Annotated in this window: 7 protein-coding genes; all 7 read right to left on the bottom strand. The window is 34.9% G+C overall.

What is annotated here, in order from left to right; translation table 11 throughout:
• Window positions 1–182: 182 nt before the first annotated feature.
• Window positions 183–3,215, bottom strand: a complete 3,033-nt coding sequence (locus tag EM932_RS18170; protein WP_135878632.1) for a sulfatase-like hydrolase/transferase — start codon at window positions 3,213–3,215, stop codon at window positions 183–185.
• 10 nt (window positions 3,216–3,225) lie between these two features.
• Window positions 3,226–5,433: a T9SS type A sorting domain-containing protein gene (locus EM932_RS18165; protein ID WP_135878631.1), complete on the bottom strand. Its 2,208-nt coding sequence runs from the start codon at window positions 5,431–5,433 to the stop codon at window positions 3,226–3,228.
• Window positions 5,434–5,566: 133 nt separating this feature from the next.
• Window positions 5,567–7,339 carry an arylsulfatase gene (locus EM932_RS18160; protein ID WP_135878630.1) on the bottom strand — a complete coding sequence of 591 codons (1,773 nt, stop codon included), beginning with the start codon at window positions 7,337–7,339 and terminating at the stop codon, window positions 5,567–5,569.
• Between the two features lie 23 nt (window positions 7,340–7,362).
• Window positions 7,363–8,523 carry a mandelate racemase/muconate lactonizing enzyme family protein gene (locus EM932_RS18155; protein ID WP_135878629.1) on the bottom strand — a complete coding sequence of 387 codons (1,161 nt, stop codon included), beginning with the start codon at window positions 8,521–8,523 and terminating at the stop codon, window positions 7,363–7,365.
• 84 nt (window positions 8,524–8,607) lie between these two features.
• Entirely contained in the window at window positions 8,608–9,924 is a 1,317-nt protein-coding gene (locus tag EM932_RS18150; protein ID WP_135878628.1) for an MFS transporter, read from the bottom strand.
• A 101-nt stretch (window positions 9,925–10,025) separates the two neighbouring features.
• The gene (locus EM932_RS18145) at window positions 10,026–11,792 is read right to left on the bottom strand and encodes a RagB/SusD family nutrient uptake outer membrane protein (RefSeq protein ID WP_135878627.1); all 1,767 of its coding nucleotides are present in this window, start codon (window positions 11,790–11,792) and stop codon (window positions 10,026–10,028) included.
• Window positions 11,793–11,826: 34 nt separating this feature from the next.
• Window positions 11,827–15,021 (bottom strand): SusC/RagA family TonB-linked outer membrane protein, encoded by a 3,195-nt coding sequence (locus tag EM932_RS18140; RefSeq protein ID WP_135878626.1) that lies wholly within the window; start codon window positions 15,019–15,021, stop codon window positions 11,827–11,829.
• Window positions 15,022–15,493: the final 472 nt, after the last annotated feature.

The raw sequence follows: 15,493 nt of genomic DNA, 5'->3' as shown, positions 1-15,493 counted from the left end.
AATGACGTTAATTAAAATAAAGGATTTTTATGGAAGATGACAAAATAAATCATGATTCATTTAGTATTGACCTTACACCAACAAAAAGGTGCCAAAATAAAATTTGGCACCTGATACATGATTAAATTTAGAAAAAATAATTAATCCACTCTATGAAATGTTGTTATTAACCCCAATATTCCCTACATCTTTGCAATTTTATCGATTGTTACATTATCCTCTGACTTAACCATTAGTAAATACAATCCAGAGGGTAAATTAGAAACATCAACCTTAAAAGATTTGTTTTTACTAATACGTTCTTTCTTTAGAACTTTTCCTGTTAGGTTTACTATTTCAATATCGGCCTTGTTTATATTTTTATTAAAATTGACTATGAAGTATTCCTTAGCAGGATTAGGGTAAACTGTAAACAGTTTATCAAACTTATTCTTGTCAAGGCTTAAGGTTCCCAATGAACCTATATTTCCTGATACTCCTACTGAAGTTTTGTTAAATGCCCATAAATTATATCCAGTAGATTCAGAAATTGTCCAATTTGCACTATCATTAATACTTGCTCTTAATTGCCCTGGCGTACCAGATAATGGCCCATTATAAATACCATTGTCTTGATCTGTACCAACAGCATTTGCATTTACGCCATTTGTTAACGCAGTAGGAAGTGCACAAAACGTATTTCCACCTCCAGTACCCCAACCACCATTGGTATTCAATCCTGTAATCCATGAACTAGAATTTGGGTTAGTTGGTAAAACAAAAGGATCTACCTGATAAATTAATATACCATCTCCTCCTGTAGCTAGGTCAAAATCACCATCACTAGTTTCTGTAGTTTTTCCAGTGTGATCATGTGAAGTTGAACCAACAACCACTTCGGCATTGCCTGTTACTTGTTTTACTAAACCATCAGCATCTAATTTAAAAATATCTCCAGTATTAAATGATCCCCCTGCTGTCCATGTCCAAACATCATCTATGCTATAGTCTCCTGTCCAACCATCTTGTGATCCCTTCCAAGATCTATTAGATATTGATATTTTGGTAGTGGCAGTTATATCCTTTAAAAGCATAAATGCTAATGCTCCACTTCCAGATCCCGCTTTCCAACCTACAATAGCAATATCGCCCGCTGTTAAAGTTGTTGGCACAATAGCGTCTAAAAGGTAAATACTTGCAGGTGTACTATTTACAGTACCTGTGCTAGTTGACTGTAAGGTAATTGTTATCGTTTCGCTTATCTCATCTAAGCCATCGACTACCGATACTATAGTTATGTTTGCACTATTGTTTCCATTTGGTATAGTCACAGTTCCAGATAGAGTACTGTAATCTGTAGTATTAGTTGCTTCCCCACTAATTGTATAGGTAATATTTATATCTTCACTAGCTGTAACCCCTTGGGGCAAGCTTACTGTAAAAATACCATTGGTTTCTCCTTCTACAGCATCTGTTACACCTTCTATACTTATTTCGCTTATTTCACTCTCAAGCAATAGCAGCGAACTTTCAAAAAGCCTATTGTAACCCGGTAAAGTACCATCATTCCATAAAAAACTATGAGGGTGTCCAGAACCATCACCATCATTGTCATACCATGCAGGTTTTACATCCTTGTACTCTGCCACATGTGTAATAGCTTGATCTAAAATATCTTGAATAATTTGTTCTGCATTAGGTTCAGTACTTCTAAGATCTGTAGTTTCTCCTGGATCATTTAGAATATCATATAGTTTCCAAGAACCATTACTACCCGTTTTAACAATTTTCCACTTACCCATTGCTAAACCACCGTTGTGAAATCCGTTATAAGGCCTCATAATTAATAAAGCTTCATCTGTTCTCGTATCATTTCCAGCAATTAAATTATCCATGAAATCCGTTCCGTCAATAACCTTTCCGTTAGGAATTGTCCCTCCTGCAAGATTTACCAATGTTGGATATAAATCTAAAGAACTGATTTGATGATTATATGTAGCCGAAGACGTTATTTGAGCAGGCCAATGCACAAACATAGGCACCTTATGTCCGCCTTCTTTTACACTTCCTTTAAGCGCATCTAATGGATAATTTACAGCTCCTTTACTATAGGTGTAGCCCCCATTGTCACTTAAAAATATAATCACTGTGTTATTAAACTCATTGATATCTTTTTTAAGCTCTGTTACAATTCTACCTATATTGGTATCCATATTTGAAACCATAGTGGCATAAGTTATTCTGGCTTGTGTAAACGTTTCTATTTTTGCCTCTCTAGCAGCAGCAATAGCAGCATCTTTTTCCGGCTGAGTCATGGCATCAAAAGCTGCATCACCAATATCATCTCTTACATCTTGTTCCATTTTTGAATCGCTAACTTGATTCGCATTGTACATGTAGCTACTATTTCTCACTAAAGTTTCAAAATTAGGGTTATCTGTTTTAAACTGCGCTATTTCTGCAGCGGGAGCCTGCAATGGTGTATGTGGTGCATTATAGGATACATACATGAAAAAAGGATCAGAAGAAGCTGCATTTGCACTTATGTATGAAATGGCTTCATCTGTCAACACATCTGTTAAATAGTCTTCATCTACAGCATCACTAAATTCATTTTCCGCTACGTATCCTCTATTTCTCCACAAAGGGTCTTGGTACTCATTTGTAACAGGGTTACTACCTCCTAATCTATTATAATAATTGTCTTCATATCCATTTTCAAAGTAGCCTTTTCCTCCACCTAAAAAACCAAAGAAATAATCGAAACCTCTATCTAAAGGTTGGTAAGAACCTTCTTCAAACCCTAGATGCCACTTACCAATAGCTGCTGTATTGTAACCAGCATTTTGAAGTAATTTTGGGAAATAGGTTTCATTAGTAGGAATACCCAAAGTTGTTGTGATATTATTAGGCAAATTGTATTGTGCTCCAATTCTATGCGGCATCATACCTGTCATTATAGCCACCCTACTAGGGCCACAAAATGGATGGGCAACATGCGTATTTTTGCAAATAACCCCAGCATTTGCTAGATTATCAATATTTGGAGTTGGTATGACTCCTAAATCTGCTGGAAAGCTTCCATCACGATTAAAACCTACATCTCCATATCCTAAATCATCTGCTAATATTACTATTACATTTGGTTTAGTCCCTGCAGTCTGTGCTTCTAAATACATGCTACATGCAGTCAAAACTGCCATTAACATTATTGTTTTTAAAGTAAGATTTTTCATTTTTCTAAGCTTATTCAATTATTATTTTTTTTGTTATTGTTCCTCTTTCCGATTTCAAAGAAATAAAATATATTCCTGATGTTAAACCTTCAAGAGGTAGTATTAATGGATCTACTTCTTTATTTTGATCTATAACTTTTACCCCGGAAATATTATAGATATTAACGTGATTAGTAATAGGCGATGAGATGTACAAGTCTTTTGAAAAAAATGTATTTATTGGATTTGGATAAACAATTATTCTATTAGAATCTTGGATAGTATTTAAACCTAGTGTACCAGCTATACCAATATCTCCAGAACTGCTATTCAAGCTCTCATTATAACTCCATAAATTGTAATTTAAACTTTCATCTGTAATCCAATTTGAACTATTATTAATCATATTTCTAAGCAAAGAAATACTTCCTAATAATTTTTCCTTATAAACTCCATTATTTTGGTCTGAACCTACTGCATTTGCATTCAATCCATTTGTTAATGCAGTAGGAAGTGCACAAAACGTATTTCCTCCGCCTGTTCCCCAACCACCATTGATATTTATCCCTGTAATCCAGTTTGAGCTATTAGGGTCTGTTGGTTCAGAAAATGTTCCATAAACCTGATAAACCAATATGGCATCTCCGCTGTTTGAAAGATCAAAATCTGAATCATCATCTGAAGATGCTATTTTACCTGCCAAATCATGAACAGTGTTACCTACCACAATTTGAGAACCTCCTTTAACGGTTTTTACCTGGCCATCAGAATCTAAGACAAGAATTTCACCAGAATTATGTGCCATAGTAGCTGTCCACGTCCAAACATCATCAACACTATAATCTCCTGTCCAACCATCTTGTGTGCCCTTCCAAGACCTGTTAGAAAAAGAAACCTTTGTTCCTGTTGTAATGTCCTTTAGTAACATAAAGGCTACTGCTCCATTTTCATTCCCTTCGGCTTTCCATCCTACTATCGCAATATCACCAGCTGTAAGTATCGTTGCTGAGTCAGAAATATTAATTTGAGCAGGCGCAGTATTTACATTTCCTATGCTAGCCGATGTTAGAGTAATTATAACGGTCTCATCTTGTTCCACTTCAGTATCGTCCAAAACATTAATAGCAATAAGCGTACTATTACTACCACTTGCTATTGTTGCTATTCCAGATAATGCAGAATAATCTGCACCCTGAGAAGCTGTACCTCCTACAGTATAACTAATATTTATATCTTGAGTAGCCAAATTGCCATTAGGAAGGCTTATCTTAAATTCCCCATTGGTGCTCGGTTCTGAAGCATTTGCTGTGGCAGTAACCGATATTTTGCTTTCTTGCCAAACCCGTATGTATTCAATTTCGTAATCAACTGGTGTTGCTAAATCGGCCGCTTCAGGTAAACCTAACCACCAAAAAGTTTCAGAATCTACCCATACCCAATAAGGCACATCGGTTACCCAAGCATCTGGGTCTGTTCCGTTATTTGTAACATCACTTTTATATATTTCACTAGTAAGTACACCATCAATATAGACCTTTACATATTCTGAAGTCCAGTCAAAACCATATATATGAAAGGCATCTGCTGTGTTTTCACTTGCTTGAATATTCTCGGTATAAGCGGGGCCATTCCCATCTGGTAAATAGTAATAATTGTTGGGATCCCAACTTATCATGTTAAACTTTAAACGTTTTTTCCAAGCATCATTGGTTTTATGACCTCCAAACATCTCAAACATGTCCAATTCAGACTGAAAACCAGTTGTCCAAAAAGAACTGGTAACTTCTGCATTGGCAGCTTTACACATAATTTCCATATAACCATACTGAAATTGCTGCTTACTTATTACTGCTGCTGTAGTAATGTTTTCAAAACAACGCTCAACTCCCCCTTCAGTTCTGCAATCCGAATCAAACGGAAAATCAGGTTCCCATTTTGTTCTAATTTTTAGTTTACCGTCTTCAACTAATGCATTATTTGGCGAAAACTGAGATGGTTGCCTTCCTTTGAAATTAGATTTATAAATACCATCTTTCCCTTGTATTTGCCATTTTACTTCATCTAATACAGTTCCATCAAATTCATCACTAACATCTGTATTAAGAATCCAACCTCCCGAATTTGAAGGATCGGAATTGGGATAAATTTGTGCAGAAAGCCGAATAGTAACAAAAAAAAACAATAACATAAATGCTGACAGGAGTGCTTTTTTTCTAAAAAAATGCTCGTTTTTAAACATGATTATGGGGTTCTAAATCAATTTCTTTCAAAATTAACTGTAGAATACACCATTTGCTAGTTAAAAGTTAACCTTTATTAAGTCTATATTATCCTTTAAATTATTGGGTTATAAATATTCCTGGATTAATTGTTTAGTTATTCAATTTAATTACATCTACAAAAAGAGGACCAATCGCTAAGCGGTCAGTTTTAAAATACGCATGAAAATTACCTTCTGAATTTGGTAATTTTATCTCATTAAAAATTACTTTTTTCTCTCCCTTTTTAATTGTCTTTTTAAGATGTAACTTGCCATATTTAAGATGAGCCATTCCATCTGAAGTTATTTCAGGTAAGTCCAATACAACCTTATAAACGCCTTCTTCTGTACTTACTCGCCAATACCCCAATTGATTATCTTCAACTACGCGTGGACCTCCATAATCAAAACGAGAAATTACTCGCGGACCTCCCCAATCAAAACGAGATAAAATGACCTGTGGTTGCTCCATAGTTCCAAGGTGTATGCGTTGAATTCCTTTTGCATCTCTTTCTTCATTAACCTCGTCAAACCAATCATCATATTTTTCCAAGAGCATTTCAACTATTTCAGGATGGTCTTTGGCTATATTTATACGCTCACTAGGATCGTTTTCAACATCGTAAAGCTCTAAATTCTTTAGCACATTCTTAAGCACAAAATCTGTAGGCTGATGTACAATGCCATGAGGAAAATCGTGTGGACTTACCAGCTTATATTTTTGAGTTCTTACTGCAAAATGCATATACTTAAAAGGTGTGGGACCATAATGCATTTGAACAAAAAACTTGCGATTTTTAAGATATTCTGATTGATTTTTAGTCCAAAGTGGCCATAAGGATTGCCCATCAAAAGCAACCTCTTTTGGAGGCCTTACATTTGCTGCATCTAATAGCGTTGGTAACACATCTATTATAGCTCCCATATTAGAAGTTTTAATTTTTGATTTGATTTTTTCAGGCCACATCACATAAAACGGAACTCTTATTCCTGCATCGTAAACACTTGTTTTAGTACCTCTTAAATTCGCTACCCATCTACCTGGATAGGAATCATTCTTGGTTCTTCTATGACGAGGGCCATTATCAGACAGAAAAATTACTATGGTATTATCCTCTATTCCTAGTGATTTCAAGGTATTAATAACCCTTCCAACATTATAATCTATATTATCTAACATGCCGTATGTAAGGGCGTTGTCTTCATGCAAGCCGATATCCCGATAAGGTTGTACTCGTTTTTCTGGTACTTGTAAAGGAAAATGGGGAAGGTTTGTTGCTAAATAAGCAAAAAATGGTTTACCATCCTTTTTTCTAATAAAATCTATGGTAGCTTCGGTGAAAATATCATCGCAATAGCCTTCATATTTCTTTGGAATGCCATTGTGCTCTAAAACAGGATCAAAATAGGTATTTCCCGCTGGTCCTGCAGCTTGACCAATACCGCCACCTCTATGAACCAAAGCTTCTTGAAAACCTTGATCTATTGGGCGCATTGGAGCATTATCCCCTAAATGCCATTTGCCAAAGATGCCCGTTCTGTATCCACTATCTCTAAGAATTTCTGCTATTGTAATTTCAGATGTATTCATAAAATGATCCACTTGGGTCACAGCGGTTACTCCAGTTCTGTAAGGGTATCTACCTGTTAAAAGCGCTGCTCTTGAAGCGGAGCAATTAGGGTATGAAAAAAAATGTGTCATCTCTAACCCTTGTTCTCCTAACGATTCTATTTGTGGTGTTTTTAAATAAGGATTCCCATGTGCACCAATATCGCCGTAACCCTGGTCGTCGGTCATCATGATAATTATATTTGGACTCTCTTGAGCTTGAGCATTATAAAACCCTAGTAAAAATGCAATAGATAGTAAGAAATTTAGTTTCATTGTGAATTTAAAGTTTTATGTAATTACCAGTTTGTAAAAGATCCATCTTTTCGCTTTAAACGCGGTGTCTCAACAATATTAAACCCTTCCTTAAGTGCCAGGTCTTCATTAAACTCTATTCCCAAACCAGGAGCATCTGAAACCTTGTAACGATTGCCTTCTAATTTTGGTTGCACTGGATAATAGTTGATATCATCTAATCCTGGGTTTTCAACAGGTGTATTCATTTCTTCCAACCATGTGAAATTAGGGCAAGCCGCTGCTAAGTGAATAGTAGCTGCTGTACAAATAGGACCAATTGGGTTATGAGGTAATAAATCTATGTAATGTGCTTCAGCCATATTCGCTACTTTCATGGCTTCAGTAATTCCACCAACATTACAAACATCTATTCTTGCAAATTGTGTAATATTTTTTTCGATATAGGGTAAAAATTGCCATTTACTAGAAAACTCCTCTCCTATTGCAAAAGGCACATTTACCATTTTTCTTAATTCTTGATAGACTTCCGGCATTTCATCCCTAATAGGTTCTTCAATAAAATCTAAAGTTCCTGTTGGCATTCGCTGCAAAAAAGAAACTGTTTCTGGAACAGATAACCTGTGATGATAATCTATTCCAATAGTCACTTTTGTTCCAACCTCTTTTCGTAATGCTGAAACCCAATCGGCTATAATCGCGATGGAATCTCTTGGTTCAAATTCTGAAGCATATTTCCCTTCTTCATATTCGGCAGGTGCTAAACGTAACATGCGCCAGCCTTCTTTAATAAGTACTTTTGCTCTATCAATAAGTTCTTCTTTACTACTAAATCGTAATGATGCAAAACACTCTACGTAATCGCGCTGTTTTCCTCCAAGTAATTCATAGACTGGAACACCTAAAGCTTTTCCTTTAATGTCATAAAGTGCAATGTCTATAGCAGAAATGGCTGCAGTTAATACTCTTCCGCCTTCAAAATATTGGCCTCGATACAAGTCTTGCCAAATCGCACCTATTTGCCTTGGATCTTTACCTATTAATAATGGACGGTAATGGTTAATGGCACCGATAACTGCAAACTCCCTTCCCGTAATTCCTGAAGCACCCCAACCATAAATCCCAGCATCAGTTTCAACCTTAATATTTAATTGACTTCTACCTGCAATGTTTACTGGAAACACCTTTATATCTGTTATTTTCATATCTTCTTCTCTTTTATCTAGTAGTTACATGTAACATTCATTAATGATATTTTTTTAGAATTATTCTTTTAAATCATGAATTTTTCACGAACCTATACCTTTAATTTCATCTCCTGATTCTTTCAACTCTATTCGCTTTACTTTTCCAACCACTAATAAAAATGATAGAAATCCAATAACTGTTAAAACTCCAATAAAAAATAAAGCTGGACTAAAATCGCCATCTTGTACCAGTACGCCAATTACAAACGGTACAATAACAGCAGACAAGCCTCCTATAAGATTGAATACACCTCCTACAAGCCCGATAATACGTTTTGGTGCTATTAAGGATACAAATACCCATGTAATAGACGCAAGCCCGTTACCAAAAAAGGCAATTGTTAAGAATAAAATAATTAAAAATGTACTATCTGTAAAATTTGCACCTATGATTAAGGTTGATAAAGACAATCCAATTAATACGGGTGCTTTTCTTGAGAATTCGGGTGTTTTTCCTTTTTTTATTAAAAAATCTGAGGAAAATCCAGCTAAAAGCACACCACAAAATGCTGCTAAAAATGGTATAGAAGCTAAAAACCCTGATTTTATAAAATCAAATCCTCTATATTCTACCAAATATGTTGGAAACCAAGTTAAAAAGAATATGGACATGGAACCCATGCAGAATTGACCTAGATAAATTCCCCAAAGCTTTCGATGTTTAAAAGCTTCAAAAAAATCATCCCAATTAAACGTTTCTTTCTTAGAGGCTTTCTTAACTGTATTCACAAAGCCACCACCGTCTTTTATGAGTTTTAACTCTTTGTCACTAACCGTTTTATGCTGATCTGGATCACGATAAAATGCATACCAAACGACAGCCCAAACAATTCCGACAATACCTGATATGATTAGTAACCCTCTCCAACCTACTTTATCTTGAATTAAAGTTAAAGCAGGAAATAAAAATGCAAGCCCTATAAATTGACCTGATGTATATATGGCAATAGCCGAAGCACGTTCGGTTTCTGGAAACCACTTCGTTACTATCGCATTGTTTGCAGGATAAGATGGCGCTTCAAAAACACCAATACTTGCTCTTAATCCTAATAAAACTTTAAAGGAATTTACAAAACCTTGAAATAAAGTAGCTACAGACCACAAAAAAAGCATTAACGCGTATAAGAAACGTAATCTTACTTTATCTACAATAATACCTCCTGGAATTTGTAACGCTGCATAGGCAATACCAAATACAGAAAAAATAGACCCCATTTGCACGGTACTTAATTTCAGAGACTCACTAATAGCCGAAGCTGCTACAGATATATTAGTTCTGTCTAAATAGTTAATAACAACTGTTCCAAAAATAAGTGCCAATATATTATAGCGTTTTTTGGTTGATTTTTTTGATGTCATTGGTTTAGTTTAGTTGATTTTAGTCAACGTCTTTAAAGATAAAAAAAATACCGAAGGGGTTAAGTCTTCGGTATTTTTATATTAACTAGTTATTTTTAATACTATTCTGTATAACCAAAATTCTGAATTAATGTAGGAACTATTTCTGAGTCACCTTCAGGTATAGGTAAATAGTATAGTTTATCTAACCATACTCTACCTAGAGCAGGATCAGGAAAGAGCGAATACTCCTCAAAAGATAAAACCCCACTTGTATCTACCTTCCACTTTAATCCTTTGATATCAAAACCTAAATTGTCTTCGTTTAACCAACGTCTCTCATCAAAGAAATTGTGTCCTTCAAAACAAAGTTCCACACGTCTTTCTCTTTTTATAGCTTCTTTAAGAGCATCTCCCGTTAAGTTAATAGCTGGTTGTAGTGCTCTAACAGACACTCTACTAAGGTAAGTACTAGCTAAACCATCCTTACCCTGCTCAGCAAGAGCTTCAGCATAATTTAAGTATATTTCAGCTACTCGATATAAAATATACGGACGATCAGCAGAGATACCATTAGTTGCACTTAAAGATTCGTCTTGAAACTTTCTAATATTATAGCCTGTTTTAGATGCATGTAATTTGTTACCTCCTCCTTGTGGAGAATCTAATCCATGAGGGAATGCAGGTTCAGTTTGACCTGGTATAGTATCAGACAATGCATAATTAATTGGACGTCCTCTAAAATCGGCTCCCTGAAAATTAAGATTTGCATAATACCTCATCTCTCTGTTAGCATTTGGATCTGCAGGTGTAATACCTCCTGTGCTTGTTCCATCATCAAAATTAAACTCTAAAGTAAAATTAAGAGTTGGAGAGCACAGACCCCAACCACCATAACCATTAGGAGATTGCGCTTGATCTGGTAATGAATTTGCAGCATTAAATCCGCCTGTACCAACTTCATATAAACCAGCTGCGTAAGGTCTTGCAAAAATAATATTATTGTTAGGAGACAAGAATAATGCTTGATATGCTTGAGCATCTGCTACTTGAATTAAAACATCCTCACCTACTATGTCAATCACAGCTTTTGCAGCATTTTCAGCATCCTCCCATTTAGTTGCAACAGGATAAGAATAAAGCTCAGTATTCGTTGTTTGAGGTAATAGGTTTGGATCATGCAAATCACTAGCAGCATACAATAATGTACGAGATTTTACAGCCAAAGCTGCTGTCCTTGTTGCTCTACCAAATTCTGACGCTGAACGTGTTAGTGGTAATATTGCCGCTGCGGCATCTAACTCCGCTACAATAAACTCAACACATTCTTGGTAACTATTTCTAGTATAATCAAAGCTATCTGAAATTTTCGCAGGCTCTGTTAATAGCGGTACACCTCCAAAATATTTAATTAACTTAGTGTATAAATTAGCTCTTAAAAATCTTACTTCTGCTTTTAAAACCTCTGCTTTGTCTGGGTCTGCAGCATACGCTGGACTATCATCTATTTTACTTAAAAACTCATTGGTAGCTTGTACATAAGACCAATAGTTTTGCCATTTAACAGCAAATGCTAATCCAACGTTAGACTTAGACCATCCACCATTTCTTAATTGGTAAATAGTATTAAAGTCTTTAAAATTAAATTTAGCTTCAAAAGAAGCCCCTTCAAGGTTAACTCTTTGACCCCAAAATTCATTTCTTCTTATAGCCCAACCTTCTGTACTATTATACATTGGATACACTAAGGCTTCTACCTGATCAATATCGTCATAGACAGCTACTTCTGTAACCCTGTCCTGAGGTTCTACGTCTATTACATCCTCACAACCAAAAATTGCAAAAAAGGCAACGAGACAAATAATCGATGTTATCTTTATGTTTTTCATTTTTTTTCTTTTTAAATTACATTTCATCATAAACCTAGAAATTAACATTTAAACCTAAAGTATAGCTTTTTAATGACGGATAAGTACTGTTTCTAAAGTTATTGTAACCTGTCGCCTCTGGATCTAGACCTAAATCATATATATCAGAGAACATTGTAAGTATGTTAAACCCTCTTAGAGATATTTTAATATCCGCAAATTTTGTAATGTCTTTTGTTATGGTATATCCTATTTCTATCTCTTTTAATCTTAAAAAAGAAGCGTCTTTTAAATACAAATCAGCACCTTCAAAGCCACTATTTACTTGGGCAGCCCCTATTTGATTTTGCACCCCACTAAACGTATCACCTTGACCAAAGGCTCTTGGGTATGACGCATCACGGTTATTAGGTGTCCATCTATCATTAAAGACAAAATCTGGTTTAGCTCCTGCTTGATCAAAAAACACTAAAACATCTGCTTGCGCCTGACCTTGAAAAAGAAAGTTTAAATTCCATTTCTTATAATTCACTCCTCCATAAATACCATATTGTATTTCTGGAATAGCAGAAGTATCAACTCTTATCCTATCATCGGCACTTATAACGCCATCTTCATTCGTGTCTAAATAAATAGGTTCTCCTTCTACGGTACCGTCTTTTTTAACTGCTGTAGCATCCACTTGTGCTTGATCTCTAAAAATACCTGCTGTAGGGAATACAATATAAGAATTTACAGATTTCCCTTCTCTTTTTCTATATTCAGGTACATTATCGGACTCTCCAAGAGTAACCACTTCATTTTGAGCATTTGTAAAATTAAAACCAAGGTTATAATCTACTTCGCCTATTTTATCTCTCCAAGCTAATTCAAATTCCCAACCAAAATTGTTCACTTCTCCAATATTTTCATCTGGTAGAGCACTTCCTGTTAAACCAGAGATATCTGGAACACCGCTACTCCCAACTAATATATCAGATCGCTTTTGGTAGAAATAATTAAAATCTCCTGATAATTTGCTTTCAAATAATGAAAAACTTAATCCAATATTCATCATGTCTGCTGTTTCCCATGTCACCGCTTCGTTTGGAACAACACTTCTACCAAAACCTCCTAAAGCCACACCTGGCGTACCAAAAACATATCCATTAGGTTGATACCAACCATTACCTTGTCTGTTTGTAGGATAACCTAAAGCATAACTATTTAAATATTGAAATTGATCTATTCTATCATTACCCATTCTTGAAAATGAAGATCTTATTTTTAAAGCATCAATCCAATCTACATTTTCCATAAATGATTCTTTATCTATAGCCCAAGATACTGCTACACCAGGAAAAGTACCAAATTTATTTCCAGGAGCAAATCTACTAGAACCATCACGACGTATAGTTAAATCAATAAAATACTTCTTTTGGTAATCGTAAGATAAAGACCCAAAATAACTCACAAACCCAAAGTCTTGAGAAGTACCTCCATTTGTTTGATTATCTCCTGCTCCAAGATCTAACTCCGTAATTGATTCTAAATTAAAACCTGTTCTTTGAGCAAAAAATGAGCGATTTTTAGTTGAAGAATGTTCATATCCAACAAAAGTACTTATGTTATGATTTTCTCCTAAAGTTTTCGAATAATGAATTGTGGTATTCAATAATGTTTGGTTGCTTTTATTAAAAGTGTCTTCTAGCACTCTATCTGGACTTACTTGGAATCCTTCGGATGCTACATATTCACCATTAACTAATTGATAGTATGTCCAAGGTTTATCCCAAGATCTATTTTCGTAGCTAACCTGCCCAAGACCTGCAAAACCTCTTATACTTAAACCCTCAATATAATTATCTAGTTTCCAGTCATAAGAAATTCTAGCTCTATAATTGTGAGTAATTCTATTCACAAAACCAGATGCATTACTAGCCATTATATATGGGTTTTGTCCATTTTCACCACCAAAACCAGGTAACCCATTAGGATATACTCCAACTTCTGTTGGTAAATTCGTGTATACATGTTTGTATATATTTGATCTATTAACACCAGGCTCATTAGTCTCACCTATTCTACCTGTTAAATCAACTCCCAATTTAAACCCTTCAAATAACTTAACATCAATATTAGAGCGTAATTGGTATTGCTTAAATTTTAAATCCCCAGATCTATAAATACCTTGTTGAGAAAGCGCATCTCCACTTACAAAATAACTCACGTTTTCACTTCCTCCTGATATAGATAATGAATTTCTTGTTTCTGGTGAAGAATTAGCAAATGTTAAATCCCCCCAATTCGTATTAGGAAAATTTATTGGATCACTACCATTAGCAAACAGTTCAATATCTGATTGAGAAAAGGGCAACGCTGTTCCATTTCTTTCCGCTATTTCATTCTCATAAATCGCATACTGCTCTGATGACATTTGAGTAGGAAAAGTAGAAAATTGAGAAATTGAATATTGTGAGGAGAAATTGAATTTAGGCTTTCCTGATTTACCTCTTTTTGTTGTAATTAAAATGACACCATTTGCTGCTCTAGTTCCATAAATCGCAGCTGCACCATCTTTTAAAACAGATAAAGACTCAATATCTTGAGGCGCTAATTGCTGAAAAGAGCCTGAAGGAATTCCATCAATTAATATTAATGGAGAATTATTTCCTAATGTTGAAACACCACGTATTAAAAGTGTAATATCGTCAGCATCTGTAGAACCTGGATAACCACCTCTATCGGCAACAATTAAACCTGACACTTTACCAGATAAAGATTTAGCAACATCTCTATTTGCTGTGTTTTGAACTTCCTCAGAACTTACAGTACTTACTGATCCTGTTAATTCGCCACGCTTTCTGGTAGAATATCCAACTACAACCACCTCATCTAATCCCGCAATGTCTGCTTCTAAAACAACATTAATATTTGTATTATTTCCAATGACAACTTCTTGGGTTTTGTATCCTAAATAAGAGAATACCAGTATTGTATTACTGCTTTCAACTGAAATTGAAAAATTCCCGTCAAAATCAGTTTGTGTTCCTTTTAACGCACCTTTTACCACAATATTTACACCTGGTAATGGCCCGTCTGCATCAGAGACCGTTCCTGAAATGTCAATGGTTTGGTCTAAATTTGAAACTTTTTCAATTGGACTAGAATTTAGCTTGCCAGAAGCATTCAAATTAAGTATTGAACTACTTGCATGAAGACTAAATGTAGCTAAAGAAAAAACTCCTAAAATAAATTTTAGTTTTCTCATAAGTTAGTTTAGTTTAAGTTATTAATTTTTAGAGGTATATGGTAAATTAAAGAAGTGTTACGTTTTTTATGACCATAAAAAATCAACACAGATTAATTAACATATCCTTAACAAAGGAAGAGAATAAAATAAATTAAAAACTGTAAAATATTACCTGAAAACAGTAAAATTTTACCAACTTAGACTATCATATGTTAAAAAAAGAAATAAGAATTTCTTGAAACGAACTATCCTCGGCAGAGCCATAGAGGTATTTCGCTCGTTTCATACCCAATCAAGTTGCCCACAAGGCTTTGACCTTTGGGTCAAAAACCGAAATCCTGTTATTTAGATTCCCGTTTTTACGCACTGCTGTCCGGAATAAATTTATTGAAAAAAGGCATATTGGTATTTAATTTTATTTTGTTGTCGTTTTCTAATTCTATTTTGATAATCCATTCTGTTTTTGACAGGTACAAACATTAAGGAACTG

Origin of the sequence: Flavivirga rizhaonensis, assembly GCF_004791695.1 — a bacterium.
In the GTDB taxonomy this organism is placed as follows: domain Bacteria; phylum Bacteroidota; class Bacteroidia; order Flavobacteriales; family Flavobacteriaceae; genus Flavivirga; species Flavivirga rizhaonensis.
Note: the sequence above shows the minus strand (reverse complement) of the source record. Positions and strands in the feature narration are given on the sequence as shown.